Source organism: Agrobacterium sp. SOY23 (genome assembly GCF_027212525.1).
In the GTDB taxonomy this organism is placed as follows: domain Bacteria; phylum Pseudomonadota; class Alphaproteobacteria; order Rhizobiales; family Rhizobiaceae; genus Agrobacterium; species Agrobacterium tumefaciens_I.
Map to the genome: position 1 here is coordinate 66,739 of NZ_JAPWDT010000011.1, position 17,523 is coordinate 84,261.

16 protein-coding genes and 1 tRNA gene are annotated in these 17,523 nt (G+C 60.2%); 6 read left to right on the forward strand and 11 right to left on the reverse strand.

Annotation, left to right across the window (positions count from 1 at the left end):
- Positions 1-15: 15 nt before the first annotated feature.
- The 8 genes from O3S81_RS24335 to O3S81_RS24370 form a co-directional block, all read right to left on the reverse strand.
- Positions 16-861, reverse strand: a complete 846-nt coding sequence (locus O3S81_RS24335; protein ID WP_269347350.1) for an ATP-binding cassette domain-containing protein — start codon at positions 859-861, stop codon at positions 16-18.
- Positions 858-1,697 (reverse strand): ABC transporter ATP-binding protein, encoded by an 840-nt coding sequence (locus tag O3S81_RS24340; RefSeq protein ID WP_269347352.1) that lies wholly within the window; start codon positions 1,695-1,697, stop codon positions 858-860. Before O3S81_RS24340 ends, O3S81_RS24335 begins: the two co-directional genes overlap by 4 nt.
- A gap of 3 nt (positions 1,698-1,700) precedes the next feature.
- Positions 1,701-2,615 (reverse strand): ABC transporter permease subunit, encoded by a 915-nt coding sequence (locus O3S81_RS24345; RefSeq protein WP_269347354.1) that lies wholly within the window; start codon positions 2,613-2,615, stop codon positions 1,701-1,703.
- Positions 2,612-3,619: an ABC transporter permease subunit gene (locus O3S81_RS24350; protein WP_269347356.1), complete on the reverse strand. Its 1,008-nt coding sequence runs from the start codon at positions 3,617-3,619 to the stop codon at positions 2,612-2,614. The genes O3S81_RS24345 and O3S81_RS24350 overlap by 4 nt, the downstream gene beginning before the upstream one ends.
- A gap of 61 nt (positions 3,620-3,680) precedes the next feature.
- A complete protein-coding gene (locus tag O3S81_RS24355) occupies positions 3,681-5,285 on the reverse strand; it encodes an ABC transporter substrate-binding protein (RefSeq protein ID WP_269347359.1) in 1,605 nt (534 codons plus the stop codon).
- A gap of 118 nt (positions 5,286-5,403) precedes the next feature.
- The gene (locus O3S81_RS24360) at positions 5,404-6,591 is read right to left on the reverse strand and encodes a M24 family metallopeptidase (protein WP_269347361.1); all 1,188 of its coding nucleotides are present in this window, start codon (positions 6,589-6,591) and stop codon (positions 5,404-5,406) included.
- 540 nt (positions 6,592-7,131) lie between these two features.
- On the reverse strand, positions 7,132-7,881 hold the full coding sequence (locus O3S81_RS24365) for an SDR family oxidoreductase (protein ID WP_269347363.1): 750 nt from the start codon (positions 7,879-7,881) through the stop codon (positions 7,132-7,134).
- A complete protein-coding gene (locus tag O3S81_RS24370; protein WP_269347365.1) occupies positions 7,878-8,492 on the reverse strand; it encodes a nucleoside 2-deoxyribosyltransferase in 615 nt (204 codons plus the stop codon). The genes O3S81_RS24365 and O3S81_RS24370 overlap by 4 nt, the downstream gene beginning before the upstream one ends.
- A gap of 163 nt (positions 8,493-8,655) precedes the next feature.
- Here O3S81_RS24370 and O3S81_RS24375 point away from each other — a divergent pair, with 163 nt between their 5' ends.
- The 4 genes from O3S81_RS24375 to O3S81_RS24390 all read left to right on the forward strand — a co-directional run bounded on the left by O3S81_RS24375 (position 8,656) and on the right by O3S81_RS24390 (position 12,763).
- Positions 8,656-9,282, forward strand: coding sequence for a ribonuclease D (locus O3S81_RS24375; protein ID WP_269347367.1), 627 nt, complete (start codon positions 8,656-8,658; stop codon positions 9,280-9,282).
- A gap of 83 nt (positions 9,283-9,365) precedes the next feature.
- The gene (locus O3S81_RS24380; RefSeq protein WP_269347369.1) at positions 9,366-10,595 is read left to right on the forward strand and encodes a hypothetical protein; all 1,230 of its coding nucleotides are present in this window, start codon (positions 9,366-9,368) and stop codon (positions 10,593-10,595) included.
- A 48-nt stretch (positions 10,596-10,643) separates the two neighbouring features.
- Positions 10,644-10,952, forward strand: coding sequence for a hypothetical protein (locus O3S81_RS24385; protein WP_269347371.1), 309 nt, complete (start codon positions 10,644-10,646; stop codon positions 10,950-10,952).
- 266 nt (positions 10,953-11,218) lie between these two features.
- Complete coding sequence (locus tag O3S81_RS24390; RefSeq protein ID WP_269347373.1) at positions 11,219-12,763, forward strand: hypothetical protein; 1,545 nt, start codon at positions 11,219-11,221, stop codon at positions 12,761-12,763.
- 237 nt (positions 12,764-13,000) lie between these two features.
- Here the strand turns inward: O3S81_RS24390 and rpsA are convergent, their stop codons facing one another.
- Both rpsA and cmk read right to left on the reverse strand, forming a co-directional pair.
- Entirely contained in the window at positions 13,001-14,701 is a 1,701-nt protein-coding gene (rpsA, locus tag O3S81_RS24395) for a 30S ribosomal protein S1 (RefSeq protein ID WP_269347375.1), read from the reverse strand.
- 149 nt (positions 14,702-14,850) lie between these two features.
- Complete coding sequence (gene cmk / locus O3S81_RS24400; RefSeq protein WP_269347377.1) at positions 14,851-15,531, reverse strand: (d)CMP kinase; 681 nt, start codon at positions 15,529-15,531, stop codon at positions 14,851-14,853.
- A 199-nt stretch (positions 15,532-15,730) separates the two neighbouring features.
- Here cmk and O3S81_RS24405 point away from each other — a divergent pair, with 199 nt between their 5' ends.
- Complete coding sequence (locus O3S81_RS24405; protein WP_063947181.1) at positions 15,731-16,117, forward strand: TIGR02300 family protein; 387 nt, start codon at positions 15,731-15,733, stop codon at positions 16,115-16,117.
- A gap of 152 nt (positions 16,118-16,269) precedes the next feature.
- Positions 16,270-16,345, forward strand: a tRNA-Ala gene (locus O3S81_RS24410).
- Positions 16,346-16,505: 160 nt separating this feature from the next.
- Here the strand turns inward: O3S81_RS24410 and O3S81_RS24415 are convergent.
- On the reverse strand, positions 16,506-17,492 hold the full coding sequence (locus tag O3S81_RS24415) for a beta-ketoacyl-ACP synthase III (protein ID WP_269347379.1): 987 nt from the start codon (positions 17,490-17,492) through the stop codon (positions 16,506-16,508).
- Positions 17,493-17,523: the final 31 nt, after the last annotated feature.

Sequence of the window (17,523 nt, forward strand, 5' to 3'; positions counted from 1 at the left end):
TACTAATCTCACCGCTCAAGCCGTCACGGCCAGCCGCGCCGCCTTGCGGCGTTCCACGCGGGCGCGGATGGCATCGACATCCGTGATCGGTGTCGCAGCAAAAAGCTGGCGCGTATAGGGGTGTTTCGGGTCGGCGAAGAGTTCCTCGCGCGTGCCCTGCTCGACTGCCTCACCCTTGGAAATGACCAGCACGTCATCGGCGATGTAGCGCACCACGGAAAGATCGTGGCTGACGAAAACATAGGTCAGCTCGAATTCTTCCTGCAGATCGCGCAGCAGGTTCAAGACCTGCGCCTGCACCGAAAGATCGAGTGCCGAGACCGGCTCGTCCAGCACCAGCAGCGCCGGGTTCAGCATCAATGCGCGCGCAATGGCGATACGCTGGCGCTGGCCACCGGAGAACATGTGCGGATAGCGGTTGAAGTGCTCGGGGCCGAGGCCGACCTTCACCAGCATGGCTTCGGCCCGCTCGCGACGCTCCGAAGCCGGTATTTTGGTGTTGATGACGAGCGGTTCCATCAGCACGTCCCCCACCTTCTGGCGCGGGTTGAGACTGCCATAGGGGTTCTGGAACACCATCTGCACCTTGGAGCGCATCTGTGTGTCCGGGCGACGCTTGGCGATATCGACCGGCTTGCCTTCGATCTTGAGCTCACCGCCAGATGCCGGGTCGATAAGCGCGATGATGCGGGCAAGCGTCGACTTGCCTGAACCGGATTCGCCCACGATGGCGAGTGTCTTGCCGCGCTCGACGGCAAAATCGATACCCTTCAGGGCCTGAACGGTCTTCGCGCCGCCGAACAGGCCGCCGGGAACGTGATAATGGCGGGTAATGCCCTTGCCTTCGACAACAATGCTCATTGAACGCCCTCCTTGCCGAAGAAATCGGAGACCGTGGGCAGACGGTCGCCGGTGGCATTTTCCGGCAGGGCCGAAAGCAATGCCTTGGTATAGGGATGTTGCGGAGCCTCGAACAGGCTCAGCACATCCGCCTCCTCCATCTTGCGGCCCTTATATTGCACAACGACGCGGTCGGCGGTTTCCGCCACCACGCCCATGTCATGGGTGATGAGGATCAGCGCCATGCCATACTCTTCCTGCAGCTTCATCAGCAGGTCGAGGATCTGCTTCTGGATCGTCACGTCGAGCGCGGTCGTCGGCTCATCGGCGATCAGGAGGCGCGGTTTGGAGGCAATCGCGATGGCGATCATCACACGCTGGCACTGGCCGCCCGACATCTGGTGCGGGTATGCCTTGAGCTTGGTTTCGGGATCGGGAATGCCGACAGCGTGGAACAGTTCCAGAGCGCGGGCACGGGCGGCAGCGCCGCTCATGCCGAGATTGAGGCGCAGGACCTCCTCGATCTGGAAACCGACCGTGAAGGACGGGTTGAGCGAGGCGACGGGTTCCTGGAAGATCATGGTGATCTCCCGGCCGATCACCCTGCGGCGCTCCTGCGACGACATGCTCAAAAGGTTCTTGCCGTCGAAGGTCATCTCATCGGCGGTGATCATCGCCGTATCGGGCAAAAGCCCCATGACGGCGAGCATCGATACCGACTTGCCGGAACCGGACTCACCAACGATCGCCAGCACCTCATGCTTGTCGACGGAGACATCGATGCCGTTGACGGCCGTGAAGGCGCCGGTGGCGGTGGCGAATTTGACCGTGAGGTTCTTGATTTTCAGCAGGCTCATCGCTCAGCTCCGCTTCAGTTTGGGATCGAGCGCATCGCGCAGGCCGTCGCCCATCAGGTTGATGGCGAGCACCGAGATCAGGATCGTCAGGCCGGGAAGGGTCACGACCCACCAGGCACGCAGGATGAACTCGCGCGCTTCCGCCAGCATCGTGCCCCATTCGGAGGCAGGCGGCTGCGCGCCCATACCGAGGAAGCCGAGAGCGGCGGCATCGAGAACCGCGGACGAGAAGGACAAGGTCGCCTGAACGATCAGCGGTGCAAGGCAGTTCGGCAGGATGGTCTTGAACATCAGCCGGAGATTGCCGGCCCCCGCCACACGGGCAGCGGTGACATATTCACGGCGCAACTCGCTCATCACGGCCGCACGTGTCAGACGCGCGAAGTGCGGCTGATAAACGATGGCGATAGCGATCATGGCATTGGTGAGGCCCGGCCCGAGCACGGCGACCAGCACCAGCGCCAGCAGCAAAGACGGAAACGCCAGAATGACGTCCATCACGCGCATGATGACGGTATCGACCCAGCCGCCGAAGAAGCCGGCAACGAGACCGATGACGATGCCGCCGACAAGCGCGATGGAAACGACGACGACACCGATGAACAGCGAATATTGCGCGCCATAGATCAGGCGGGACAGCATGTCGCGGCCCACCGCATCGGTGCCGAAGAAGAAGCCGGCACGGCCGCCTTCCTGCCAGACCGGCGGGACGAGCAGGGCGTCGCGATATTGCTGGGTCGGATCATGCGGTGCAAGGATGGGCGCGAAGATCGCCACCAGCACAAGCAGGATGAAGACGGCAAGGCCGATGACGGCGCCGCGGTTCTGGCGGAAATAGAACCAGAAATCGGCAAGCATCCGGCGGCGGATGGCGGCGTCCGAAAGGCGGACGCCGGGAGTGGTGGTCACATCGGTCATTTGTGACGGATCCTCGGATTGATGAGGCCATAGGTCAGATCGACGAGCAGGTTGACGATCATCACCAGACCCGCGATCAGAAGCAGGCCGCTCTGCACGACCGGATAGTCGCGGCGCGAGATGGAATCGATCATCCACTTGCCGATGCCCGGCCAGGAAAAGATGGTTTCGGTCAGGATGGCGCCAGCCATCAGCACGCCGATCTGCAGGCCGATGGTGGTGATGACCGGGATCATGGCATTGCGCAGCGCATGAATGCCGACGACGCGGGCGGACGACATGCCCTTGGCACGCGCGGTCCGCACATAGTCCTCACCCATGACTTCCAGCATGGCCGAACGCGTCTGGCGGGCAATCACGGCCAGCGGAATGGTGGCAAGCACGACCGACGGCAGGATGAGATGCGAAAAGGCCGACACGAAGGCACCCTTCTGCCCCGAAATCAGGCTGTCGATCAGCATGAAACCGGTGACGGAGGGGAAGAAATACATCAGCGAGATGCGCCCCGATACCGGTGTCCATTGCAGGATGCCGGAGAACATGATGATCAGCAGCAGGCCCCACCAGAAGATCGGCATGGAGAAACCGACAAGCGCGGTCGTCATGGAAATCTGGTCGAACCAGGAACCACGGCGAATGGCGGCGATGACGCCGACCGGCACGCCGATCAGGGTTGCGATGATGATGGCGACAAGGCCAAGCTCGACCGTCGCGGGGAAAAGCGACAGGAACTCGGTGAGAACGGGTTTCTTGGTGACCAGCGAATTGCCGAGATCGCCCTGAAGCAGCCGTCCGAGGAAATGCAGATATTGCTGCCAGATGGGCTGGGCGAAGCCGAGCTGTTCGGCAAGCAGCGCATGCCGCTCTGGCGAAATGCCACGCTCGCCCGCCATCAACAGCACGGGATCGCCCGGCAGGACGCGCACGAAGGCGAAGGCGACGAAGGTAATCCCGAGAAATGTCGGAACGAGGTAGAGAAGTTTGCCGAGAATGAACCGGATCATGGCTTTTTCCTGAAAAGACGCGCGGAAGAACAGGGTTCTTCCGCGCGTCCGTTGTTTGGGATTATTCCGCGATGTCGACGTTTTCGAAGGTGTAGTCGCCAAGCGGGCTCATGGTGAAGCCGGAAACCTTGGCGGACATCGGAACGAACTGCGTGGAGTGCGCAAGCGTCGCCCACGGAGCCTGTTCCTTGAAGATCACCTGCGCCTGCTCATAAAGCTTGGTGCGCTCGGCAACATCCGTGGACTGCTTCGCCTTGGAGATCAGCTCGGAGAACTCCTTGTTGCACCATTGCGCACGGTTCGTGCCGCCTTCGCCTGCGGAAGCGCAGGAGAGCAGAACGCCCATGAAGTTGTCCGGGTCACCATTGTCACCCGTCCAGCCGAGAATGACGGCGCCGTCGCGGTTCACTTCGGTCGACTTCTTGAGGTATTCGCCCCATTCGTAGGACACGATCTCGGCCTTGACGCCAACCTTGGCGAAGTCCGCCTGGATCAGCTCGGCCGTACGGCGTGCGTTCGGCATATAGGGACGCTGAACCGGCATTGCCCAGATCTTCATCGAAAGATCCTTGACGCCAGCGGCTTCGAGAGCCTTCTTGGCCGCTTCCGGATCGTAGGAATCGTCCTTGATGCTGTCGTTATAGGACCACATGGTCGGCGGGATCGGGTTCTTGGCAACCTGGCCTGCACCCTGGAACACGGCATCGATGATCGCCTGCTTGTTCATCGCCATGTTCAGCGCCTTGCGCACTTCCGGCTTGTCGAAAGGTGCAACGGTGGTGTTGTAGGCGAAATAGGCGACGTTCAGACCCGGCTGCTCGTCGAGCTTCAGGGTTTTGTCGGCGCGGATAGCGGCCAGATCGGCCGGTGCCGGGTAAGGCATCAGGTGGCATTCGCCGGCCTTCAGCTTCTGCAGGCGAACGGCGGCGTCCGGCGTGATCGCGAAGATCAGGTCGTCGATCTTCGGTGCTTCACCCCAGTAGTCGGCGTTCTTCTGGTAGCGGATGACCGCGTCCTTCTGATAGGCGACGAACTTGAACGGGCCCGTGCCGATCGGCAGGTTGTTGAAGTCTTCCTTGGTGCCGGCCTTGTCCAGGGCATCGGCATATTCCTTCGACACGATCGAGGCGAAAGGCATGGCGATGTTGGCGAGGAACGGGGCTTCCGGACGCGTCAGCACGAACTTGACGGTGTAATCGTCAACCTTGACGATGTCCTTGATCAGCGACGGCATTTCCATGGAGTTGAAATATTCGTAGGTGATACCTGCAATATACTGGTTCCACGGGTTCTTCGCATCACGCTGGCGGTCGTAGCTGAAGATCACGTCATCGGCGTTGAAATCGCGGCTCGGCGTGAACTTGTCGTTGGAGTGCCACTTTACACCCTTGCGCAGGTGGAAGGTGTATTCCAGACCATCGCTCGAAACGTCCCATTTTTCGGCAAGGCCGGGCTCAACTTCGGTCGTGCCCTTCTTGAACTCGGTCAGACGGTTGTAGACCGGATGCGCGGAAGCGTCGAAGGTGCCGCCTGCGGTGTAAGGCGACGGATCGAAGCCTTCCGGCGATGCCTCGGAGCAATAAACGAAGGTCTTTGCCATGGCTGGCATGGCGGAAGCCATCGCAAGCGCAGAGGCGATAAGCAAACTGCGGGTCAGCGTTTTCATCTGGTGGTCCTTTCCCTCTTTTTCTGAGTTCCTGCGGCCCCGTTTGGGGGCCTACCTCTTCTGGTCAGCGGCGACGCGGAAACCCGTGTCGCCATTCGGTCCTTTGCCTCCCGACCAATTACCCGGCGACCGGCTGAAACAGCCGGGCGAGGTTCTTCTCCGGTGGGCAGAACCAGCGCGGCCCCGCCTCCGTCATATAGGCTATATCCTCGAGACGGACGCCGCATTCGCCATAAACGCACAGCATCGGCTCGATGGAAAAACACATGCCCGGCTCAAGCGCCGTGGCATTTCCTGCAACGATATAGGGTTCTTCGTGAATATCCAGCCCAAGCCCGTGACCGGTGCGGTGCGGCAGGCCGGGAACCTGGTAACCAGGGCCGAAACCGGCCGCTTGCAGGCTGTCGCGCGCCGCCTTGTCGACATCCTGACAGGCAGCGCCGAGGCGGGCAGCCGCAAAGGCCGCAGCCTGCGCGTCGCGCTCGGCGTTCCAGAGAAAACGCTGGCGCTCTGTCGGCTTGCCGAAGACATAGGTGCGGGTGATATCGGAACGATAGCCGTGGAGAATGGCGCCGAGATCGACCAGCACCATATCGCCTTCGTTCAGCGTCTGCCCATAGGGCACGCCATGCGGATAGGCCGTCGCCTCGCCGAACTGCACAGCCACGAAAAGCGGTTTCAGGCCGAGCGCAATATGGGCGGCGTTGACGAAATCGGCGACTTCCGTGGTGGAGATACCCGGACGCAGCCCTTCGAAGACAGCCTTCTGCACGCCATAGCTTGCATCCATCGCCGTCTGGATGAGGGCGATTTCGGCCGCGGACTTGACCTGCCGCTGGGCGACGATCATCGTCTGGGCGGAAATGATCCGGCCTTCCAGACGCTGCATCAGGGCAGATGCGAAGACAAAGGGGGTTGCGGGATCGATGGCGACAAAATGACCGGGAGCGGAAAGTGCGCCGATCCGTCTTGCCATCAGGTCAAAGGGACTTTCATCCTCTTCCCAGACGGCGACTTCACCCGGAATGCGGATGAGTGTCTGCAGTTTCGGCTCTTCGAAGGTCGGGCTGATATAAAGCGGTGCGCCTTCGGCCGGAATGAGAGCACCGTGAATGCGCTCGGAAAGGCCAAGCGACAGGCCGGTATAATAGGTCAGCGACGATGATGCATCGAGCCAGACCGCCTTCACATTGTACTGGATCATCCGCGCCTGAAGGCCGCGTAGTCGCAATCCGAACTCGTCTTCAGCGATCGATGAAACCGCGATCGGCTGAAATCGCTTCAGCGCCTCTTGAAACTCTGCCATTCTCTCCCCGCCGCTTTCGGGCGCGCGGACACAGACGTGCCGGCACCTCCCAAGCGTTCTTTTCGACATGCTTAAACACAGGCAGGGGCCTAAGCAATGGGCCGACAGGGCGCAGCGCCACAAAACTGTGCATATTCATCTAGACATAACGAAATCGTGATCGATATACGCCCGATTCCCGCACAGCTTGCCTTGACGCAGAAATCTAAAATCCCCCGGAAATCCAAGGGGTATAGCGGCACTTTCCGCGAAAAGCCGGACCGACGCAAAAAACTTCCAAAGGAAAAGATGTCCTGAAAAGGAAAAAGCCTGCCGCGGGAGGAGGTGCGGCAGGCTTCAAACTTGATCGGTGATTGGGAGGAGGAGTACCACCGATCCACATCGAGCGACACTGGGAGGAGGAGTGCGTCGCGTCGATGATTGAAATATAGCGGTCCCCGCATTTTTTTCCAGAGCAAGTCTCGCAATGCAGCATTGCATTTCTGCATAGCTCCCGGAGGCCTGCCCGGTTTTTCAGCAATCCCAAAAAGGAAAGATAAATCAGCTTTCCCGATAGACCTGGAAACCGGCGAAGGACTGGTTGACCGGCATCAGTTCAAGGCTGTTGATGTTGATATGCTTCGGCTGAGAGGCGACCCAATAGATCGTATTGGCGATATCATCGGCCGTGATCGGATTGACGCCCTTGTAGAGATTATCCGAAGCTTCCTGGTTGCCGCCGGTGCGCACCAGCGTGAATTCCGTTTCGCACATGCCGGGTTCGATCGAGGTTACCCTGACGCCCTTGCCGTGCAGGTCGGAACGCAGGCCAAGCGAAAACTGCCGCAGGAAGGCTTTGGTACCGCCATACACATTGCCGCCCGTATAGGGGTAATGCGCGGCAACGGACGAGAGATTGACGACGATGCCCTTCTGCTTGATCAGCGTCGGCAGCAAATGGTGGGTAATGTTCAGGAGGCCGGTGATGTTGGTGTCCACCATGGTCTGCCAGTCCTTCAGCGCGATCTGTGGCGCGGGCGCAGTGCCGAGCGCCAGACCGGCATTGTTGACGAGAATGTCGATATCCCTGAAGCCATCAGGCAAAGCCGCCAGCGCCTTTTCGGTTGCGTCCTCGTCGGTGATGTCGAAGGCGACACCGTGAAAGGCAGGGCCGAGTTCAGCCGAAAGAGCCTCCAGCCGTTCCGCCCGCCGGCCCGTGCCGATGACCTTCCAGCCTTCCTTGACGAAACGCCGCGCCGTGGCCTGCCCGAAACCGGATGTCGCGCCGGTGATGAGAATGGTGCCGCTCATGATGATGCCTCCACTAAAGTCGTTTTTTCAGGGTCAGTCTGTGTCAGTAATTTTTCAGCCGCCGCCGCGAGACAACGCCGGTAGGCGGTCAGATCCGTATAAAGCGCGTCTTTCGGCGCATCACCCACGATGATGACACCGCCGCGCCGCAAAATGCCGCCATGCAGCATGAGATTGTCGACCATGTCGAAATTCTCGATCGAAAGCCCGTCCGGGCCGCGATACCGGCCCGTTTCATCCAGCGTGGCGACGCCGTCATAATGGGCCTTGATGCGGGTGAAATGATTGGCCGCGACATTGGTATAGGCGAAAACCGGTTTGCCCAGCGCGCACATGAAGCCCAGTTCGTAGCTCGTGCCGGTATCAGCGGCGACACCGCGGAACGGCGTGAGATTGGCAATCACCGCATCCGCCTCCAGCATCATCCGCTCGTCGATCTCATTGATGTTGCAGCCGTGGCCAATCCTGGTATCCGCCGGCGGAATCTGCAGGTCGCCCGGCGAAAGCGGGATAAAGCCGGCTTCCCGCGCCAGTGACGCCTTGAGGTCGAGCATTTCACGCGCATTCGGGAGAAAGACTTCCGGGCCGGCGAGATAGATTTTCTTTGTCATCGGGAATTCATGCGATCTGTCAGGAAAGGATGTTGCGAACCTAACCCGGGCTGTTTCGCAAAGGCAAGCCGCAGCGGCACGGAAACGACCCATAAAACGGTATCGTCCAGACGCTCTTTCCTTTATAGCCGGTGCCACAGACAGGAAATTTCCGGAGCAAGACATGGCAGCCACCATCCGTTATCACGAAGGCGATATTTCCGCCGAAGATGCCGCGCGCTACAAGGGCGCCATCGCCATCGACACGGAAACGCTGGGGCTGGTGCCGCGCCGCGACCGTCTCTGCGTCGTGCAGCTTTCCTCCGGCGATGGCACGGCTGACGTTATCCGCATCGCCGCCGGCCAGAGGCAAGCGCCGAACCTCGTCCAGATGCTGGCCGACCCCACCCGCCAGAAGATTTTTCACTATGGCCGTTTCGACATCGCCGTTCTCTTCCACACCTTCGGGGTCACGACCACGCCGGTTTTCTGCACCAAGATCGCCTCACGTCTCTGCCGCACCTATACCGACCGGCATGGGCTGAAGGACAATCTCAAGGAAATGCTGGAAGTCGATATTTCCAAGGCGCAGCAATCCTCCGACTGGGCGGCCGAAACGCTGTCGCCCGCACAGCTCGAATATGCCGCCTCCGACGTGCTCTATCTGCATGCGCTGCGCGACAAGCTGACGGCACGCCTCATCCGCGATGGCCGCATCGAACATGCAGATGCCTGTTTCGCCTTTCTGCCGACGCGTGCGAAGCTTGATCTTCTGGGTTGGGAAGAAACGGATATTTTCGCCCATAGCTGAGCATTTCGGCGCCTGGTTTAAGCACTGATTTACCAGAACTGCCTATTCTCGGCCGCAACTTTGGGCGGCCGGGGACTTTCCAGATGATTACTCCGCTACAGCAGACGGCGGGCATTGCAGTCAGCGATCTGATGCGGTCGATGGTGGAAGCCATCGAGGAACGCCAGCGCGAAGAGCAGGAAAAAGCAAGCGGCACCAAAAAGGACGATGCGGTCAAGACCCAGCCGCAGCCGGACGAAAGCCATCGCGTCGCTAATGAAAAGATAAGTTCCTACCTGTTCGGCATCATGAAGCCGGACGCCGATGCTTTCGCCTCCCTCGTCTCGCGCTTTTCCTCCGCCCTCGGCGTCACGCAGGAAGCAGACGAGTCGAGTTTCTCCTTCGCCCGGCGGCTTCAGGATGCCCTGACCCTCACCGACAATTTCGAAAAGACCGATGCGCAGGGAAAAGCCACCACGATTTCCCTGACCTCCTTCGGCGTTTCGGAAACGCAGGTCACGGACGTGCTGAACAATGGCGTCACCGCCAAGACCGATCCCATGGCCGCCCTCGCCGCCCGTATCGCAAAGGGTGCCGGCCTGACGGGCAAGGAAGAGGATTTTGGCGAGCAGATGTCAAAAGCCATCATGGCGATGCGCGCGACCTTGCCGAAAAATGTCAGCGAACTCGAAGAATCCACCGGCCTCAAACAACTCGGCATCTCCGCCCGGCAGATGATCGCCGCCATCGCCAACCCCTATGGAGATGAGGCGCGCGCCGTGAAGGATGCCCTGAACGATCAGGCGCAGGGTACCCGCTTCATGACGCGGGAAACCCTGAAGATCATCCAGCGCCTCGAAGATGTCGCGGACCCGAAAACCAAGGAAGAGTTGCAGGCCGAACGTGGTGAAGAACGCATCGGCGAAATCAACGATGCCGAAGTGAAGGCCGAGCGCGAAAAAGATATCAAGGCCCTCGATGTGCAGGGCAAGCTTGAAGACGTGCAGGAACTTCAGGACGTCGTGAAGGAGCACATCGATGCCTCCACCGGGGAAAAAACGGACGATGCCGAGGGACAGGGCCCGGTTGATATTTCATCGGAAATCGCCCTGATTTCCGTGCTCGCCTCCGCGCCGGCACAGGAAGCCGCCACGGCTGAAAACGATAGTGAACCCGCGACGACAGACGCGGCCACCAATCCGGCCGATGCGGAGGATGACGCCGAAAAGCTGCTCGATGCGCATGCAATTGTCGAAGGCGACCGCGCCGCCATTCTGCCGATCTCGATCGACGACAATGGCCTTTATGAACTGCTGAAGAAAAAGGCGGCATGATTGCCGCTTACGATCGACCCTTGAGCGAAACATGATGTGAGTTCAAACATGACAGATATTTCCGGCCTCTCCGGCAGCGCCGGCCACGACACCGAACCCAATGCTGCGCAGGCGCTGCTATCCATGCCCGCCCCGCCGCTCGTTCCGGATGATGCCGTCTTCACCGCGCCCGGCGAGGAGGACAATCTCTTCGAGCCGGTAGAGATGCAGCCGGAGCGAAGCCTTCCCAAGGCAAGCTGGCTCGATGCCATGCCGCCGGAGGCTTTTGAGGCGATAACCAGCGATCCCGACCATATTTCCTCGGTCAACTCCGACGATAACGGCCTTTACCGCATGTTTCTCGGCGTTTCTCCCTGATCGGCATCGGCCGGCCGCAATGCGTTGGTTAGCCAAATATTAATATCTGCAAGCCAAGATTGAGTTCGATGATTCTGTATGCGCAGAAAAGAGCTGGCATTCGGACCAGAGGCGCATACGGCGCTCCCGCATGAGCGGGCGAGATGACACCTGTACATCACCGGCGCGGCGATTTTTCAACATTCGAGCCAGATGCGGATCAAAGAGCCAATGGGGATTGGTCCTTTCGCAGCCAGCGGCGGTCACCGATAGGAACGGAGCGCAGCATGTTACCGCCTGTACCGAAAATTGCGGCAAGCGATGCCGCCTATGGAACCACGGTCCCGCTGACACCGCGCACGCAGGTCAAAGAGGCCGTGCCGCCGCAAACGAACAATCCTCTTCCTGAAAATGGCAGCAGCTTTTTCGCCCGCGCGACAATCGCCTCCCTCACCAGCGAATTCCAGCTTTCCCGCAGCACCGCGGTTCTCGCGGAAGCGCTCGGAAAGCTGATGAACCTGCCCCGTCGTGACGGTGAAGCCATAGAGGCCTATGTGTCACGGCTGACGCAGGCCCTGCGCACCCTGCCGGCATCACAGCGGCTGGCACTGGAACAGCAGGTCGGCAAAGCCCTGCAGGGCCTGAGCCTTTCTATGCTCGCCGAAATCCTGAAACAGCCGACCGGGCCGGATGCCGCCCGTCTGGCTTTGCTGATCGAGCTTTCCCGTTCCCGGGGAACGGATCTTGCGGCAAAGGCGGTGGTTTCCTCCTATCAGCAGAACAATTCCGCCAATCCCGCTCCCGCGCAACCGCCGAAACAACAGAACGCCCCGAGCCAGAATGCGGAAGGTCGTCCGTCTCCGGCCGCGACGGCGCAGGCGGCGAATTCCGCGACCGTCAGCCGGCTCCTGCCTCTGCTCACCAGCCCACTCGCCCTTGGCGGTGCAGCGGTGAAAGCCACGGTGGCGGCGCTAACAGCGCAGCTCGATCCCCGGTCCACACTTTCCACTCCGACTGCCGATACACATGATGTGCCGACCGATGCCGCAAAACCGGATGGAAAGACCGAAAACACCGCACGTCCGCTTCCGCCACAAACCGGCAGCGTGGCAAAGGAGGCATCGGCAGAAACCCGCACGGCAAATCCGCCTCGCGCCGAAACCGGCGAGATACGCCCTGCCCTTCCGCATCGGGACATGGTGAAGACGGAGCAGAAAGACGTCCGCACGGGCCTTACCCCGCCATCCGGCACGCTTGCAGACGACGCCGAAACCATGAACACCCTGCTGCTTGCCGCTACGGCCGGCAAACTTCCGGCCAAGGCGACCGGCACTCAGCAGCTCCCACCCGCGCCGCAGGATGTTGCGCAGCAAACGCCCGATGATCAGCCCACCGAAAAGTCGGCCCTTGCAACCGCTGCTGCCCGCCCCGCGGGTGAGGAAGCGGAGACGGCGGCCCCTCGCCCCGATGCCCAGCCGTTGCTCCGCGGCGCACTGGACCCGGAGACGAAAATGGCGATGCTGGAGCAATCGGCCTCGCAATCCTTGATCGCCGCAGCTCTGGCAAAAGACGGCACGCCGCTGCCGCTCGTCGCCTATCCGCCGGCGGATGAGGACCATGAATCGGAAACACCACCGCGCGGCGGCGGACCTTTTTCCGAGGAGGAAGCGGAAGGTGAGGCCGAGCCGGGCGCTGAAAATTCCGACGGTCAGGACGATACGGAAGAACGCATCGCCGCCAATGATGAGGGCGACGGGCAGCAAGGCACGCCCGCAGCGGCTTCCGACGACAGCGCGGAAAATTATTATCTCAAGATGAGCGGCATGCTCTGAATTCCGCGCCGTCAGATGGGAAGGCGAGCCGCGTCAATTGCGCCGACGTCATCTTCGGCTCATTCCTAGGACCTATAACATCTTGATTTTGTAGACGTGTTTAAATCCTGGGACAAACCCAAGGATGACGTCGAGAAAAGCCAGACCCTTGGCGCTGAAGTCAGCAAGGCCAGTCGAGCCAACAAAAAACCCGCCGGAAAATTCCGGCGGGTTCTTCATGTCGAAAGATCGGAGCGATTATTCGCCGCGGTTCTTCAGAGCCGCGCCGAGGATGTCGCCGAGCGAAGCGCCCGAGTCGGACGAACCGAACTGTGCGACGGCTTCCTTCTCTTCAGCGATTTCCAGAGCCTTGATCGAAAGCATGACCTTGCGGTCCTTCTTCGAGAAGTTGACGACGCGGGCGTCGACAACCTGGCCAACCGAGAAGCGCTCAGGGCGCTGCTCGTCGCGGTCACGGGAAAGGTCAGCGCGACGGATGAACGAGGTGAGGTCTTCGTGGTTGACGAGCTTCACTTCGATGCCGCCATCGTTGACGCCGATGACTTCAGCGGAAACAACTGCGTTCTTGCGCAGGTCGCCGGAAGAAGCGGCTTCGCCGACAGCGTCCTTGCCGAGCTGCTTGATGCCGAGCGAGATGCGTTCCTTCTCAACGTCAACGTCGAGAACGACAGCCTTAACGACGTCACCCTTGTTGTACTCTTCGATGACCTGCTCGCCCGGACGGTTCCAGTCGAGATCCGACAGGTGAACCATGCCGTCGACATCGCCTTCGAGGCCGATGAACAGACCGAATTCGGTCTTGTTCTTGACTTCGCCCTCAACTTCAGTGCCGGCCGGATGGCTGTAGGCAAATGCCTGCCACGGGTTTTCCAGCGTCTGCTTGAGGCCGAGCGAGATACGGCGCTTGGACGGATCGACTTCGAGAACGACAACGTCGACTTCCTGGCTCGTGGACAGGATCTTGCCGGGATGTACGTTCTTCTTGGTCCAGGACATTTCGGAAATGTGGATCAGGCCTTCGATGCCCGGCTCCAGCTCCACGAATGCACCGTAGTCGGTGATGTTCGTGACCGTACCGGAGATCTTCTTGCCAACCGGGTACTTGGCGGAGATGCCATCCCACGGATCGGACTCGAGCTGCTTCATGCCGAGCGAGATACGGTGGGTTTCCTGGTTGATGCGGATGATCTGAACCTTGACCTGCTGGCCAATGTTGAGGATTTCCGAAGGATGGTTGACGCGGCGCCATGCCATGTCGGTGACGTGCAGCAGGCCGTCGATGCCGCCGAGGTCAACGAACGCACCGTAATCGGTGATGTTCTTGACGACGCCGTCAACAACCTGGCCTTCTTCGAGGTTCTGAACGATTTCAGAACGCTGCTCGGCACGCGACTCTTCAAGAACCGTGCGGCGCGAAACAACGATGTTGCCACGGCGCTTGTCCATCTTGAGGATTTCGAAGGGCTGCGGGTTGTGCATCAGCGGGGTAACGTCGCGGATCGGACGGATGTCGACCTGCGAACGCGGCAGGAACGCAACAGCGCCGTCCAGATCGACGGTGAAGCCACCCTTGACCTGGTTGAAGATGACGCCTTCGACGCGCTCGCCAGCTTCGAACTTGGCTTCGAGCTTGACCCAGCTTTCTTCGCGGCGAGCCTTCTCGCGCGACAGAACGGCTTCGCCGAGAGCGTTTTCGATGCGCTCGACGTAAACTTCGACTTCGTCGCCGACCTTCAGCGTGCCGTCCTTGGACTTCGCGCCGAATTCCTTGAGCGGAACGCGACCTTCGACCTTGAGGCCGACGTCAACGATGGCGACGTCCTTCTCGATTGCCGTTACGATACCCTTGGCAACATAGCCTTCGGCAAGATCGTTAGCGGCAAAGGATTCTTCGAGAAGCGCTGCGAAATCGTCGCGCGTGGGGGTAGATACTGACATGAAATCTCCTGAATGCATCCGCGCAGGGGCGAATACAAAGCGCCGGTGGGCTAGTGTTGTTGATACCCGAACCCATGCCCGCCTTTTCAAAAGGCTTTCCGGCGCAAGGACATGTCTTCAGGCAATTCCGGACTAAACGCGGACCGAATTCAAGCGGTTCCGCGAGAAACCTGTTTCTTCAGGGCGGCGTCGATGATCGTGCGCGCGGCCTGAAACGCCGCCTCTATACTCATTTCCGACGTATCTAGCAAGTGCGCGTCTTCCGCCGGCTTCAGCGGGCTGTCGGCGCGGCCCATGTCGCGCTCGTCACGTTTTTTCACTTCGGCGAAAATGGCATCATAATCACCATTGCCGCCATTGGCCAGAATTTCATCATAGCGGCGCCGCGCCCGCACGTCGGCAGAGGCCGTGACGTAGAGCTTCACCGGCGCCTGCGGGCAGACCACAGTGCCGATATCGCGGCCATCCAGCACCGTGCCCGGCTCCCTTGCGGCGAAACGCTGCTGCGCCTTCACAAGCGCCCGCCTGACCGGCGTCATCACCGCAATCTTCGACGCCGCCTCGCCAATGTCGTGCCGGGAAAGAACGGAGCGATCGAGCCCCGCAAGATCGACTTCCAGCGCCACCTTCTCAGCCACCGTCTCGTCATCGAGCGGCAGGCCGGCATCCAGAAGCGCCTTGGCGGTCGCCCTGTAGGTCAGGCCGGTATCGAGATGATGAAAACCATAGGTTTCCGCAATCCTGCGCGAAAGGGTTCCCTTGCCCGCCGCAGCCGGCCCGTCTATGGCGATCGTGAAGGTCATGAAACTATCCGCCTGTGCATCCGTCATTCATATAATAGAGTGTGCAAAGCCTCCCCTTTTATATCAGCATTCACAAATAGGGCTTGCGCCAGGGGAGGCGGCACCCGAAGTTTGTCTTTGACACGAAAGAGCGCAACGATTAAGGGGACCGGCTATAAATTTTACCGTCTATGCCGGTTTTACGGCGTACACACCGAAACTCATTCGACAATTTGAGGCTTAGACAGTGGCAAAAGCGGAACTTGGTACCAAGCGCACAGACCCCGATACCGGCAAGAAGTTCTACGATCTGAACCGCGATCCGGTCGTTTCTCCCTACACCGGCAAGTCCTGGCCGCTCTCCTTCTTCGAGGAAAGCACGGCTCAGGCCAAGATGGAGCAGGCTGAAGAAGAGGAAGTGGCGGAAGTCGATACCGAAAACACGGAAGTCGAACTCGTGTCGCTGGAAGATGCCGATGGCGACAACAGCGGCGACGACATCCCGGATCTGGGCGACGACGACGACGTTGAAATCGACGACGACGACGACACCTTCCTCGAAACCGACGACGAAGATGATGACGACGACATGTCCGGCATCATCGGCGTACCGGGCGACGACGAAGAAGCTTGATTTTACTTGATAATTCGGCCCGACGACAAAAAAATGACGCCGGGCCGTTTTTTATGCTTGCACTCGTCGGAAAGCCGCAGTAGTAAGCCGCCACCGAACGGAACAACAACCGCTTCGGTTCCCGGAACCGGAAGAAATGCCGGAACCCTTATGGGGCTATAGCTCAGCTGGGAGAGCGCTTGCATGGCATGCAAGAGGTCAGCGGTTCGATCCCGCTTAGCTCCACCAAACACCTTAAGACAATTTAGTACGTTACCAGGCAGCCCGTTTTGCCGAATTTTGACTTCGGGGCACCTTCGCACGGTCTAATGCGAGTTTTCGCGTAGCTGCGCCCGGAACCCGTGACTCTGTCACCTGCGTATCGACCACTTGCCAGCATGCCAGACACTCAAACCCGATAAACGGCCGCCCCGCCCGTCATGCCTGCGCCGGCAGCGGTCAACAGCAGGTTTTCGCCCTCCACGAAGGGTCTTTCGGCGTGGGCGACCGACAGCGAAAGCGGAATGGTTGCGGCAGAAGAATTGCCGAAGGTCTCCACCGTTCGCACCGTCTTTTGCCGGTCGATGCCGAGATTGCCGCAAACCGCGTCGAACATGCGGGCGTTGGCCTGATGCGGCACGAAACGGGCGATATCGGCCGCTGTCATTTCCGCTTCCTGCAGAACCCGTTGTGAAGTCTGCGTCATCAGCGCCACGGCGCGGGAGAAGACCTCGCGGCCGTCGCGCATCGTCATCAGGGCATTTTCGGCAGGCATATCGGCGGAAAAGGGCTGGCTGCTGCCGCCTGCGGCTATCTGGATGAGATCGTAACCGCTGCCATCCGCCACGAGATCGGCCGATAACAGGCCACGCGGCGCCTCCCGACAGGGGCTGAGCACGACGGCGCCGGCCGCATCGGCGAAGAGGACCGCACTTGCCCTTTCCGCCGGGTTGATGCGGCGGCTCAGAATATTGGCAGCGACGATGAGCACGGCATGGCCATGGGTGCGGACAAAACCATCCGCGAGGGTGAGCGCATAGAGAAAGCCGGAACAGGCCCCGGCAAGATCGATCGCGCCGGATCGCGCCAAACCGAGCCTGTGTGCCAGCAGCGGTGCGGAAGGCGGCAGAAGATGGTCCGGCGTGGAGGTCGCAAGCAGCGTCAATGCGATGTCATCGGCGTTGATTTTTGCATCTTCCAGCGCCATGCGGCCGGCTTTTGCGGCAAGGCCGCTCAGCGTGTCGCCCTCTTCCGCCCAATAACGCGTGCGAATGCCGGTTCGCCGCTCGATCCAGCCGGCTTCCAGCCCGAGGCTGGCCTCGATCTCGGCATTGTCGACACATCGTGACGGAACGGCATGGCCAAAACCGGCCATGCGGGAAGAACGTGTCCGCATCGTCAGAACTTTCGCAATAGTCTCAACATGG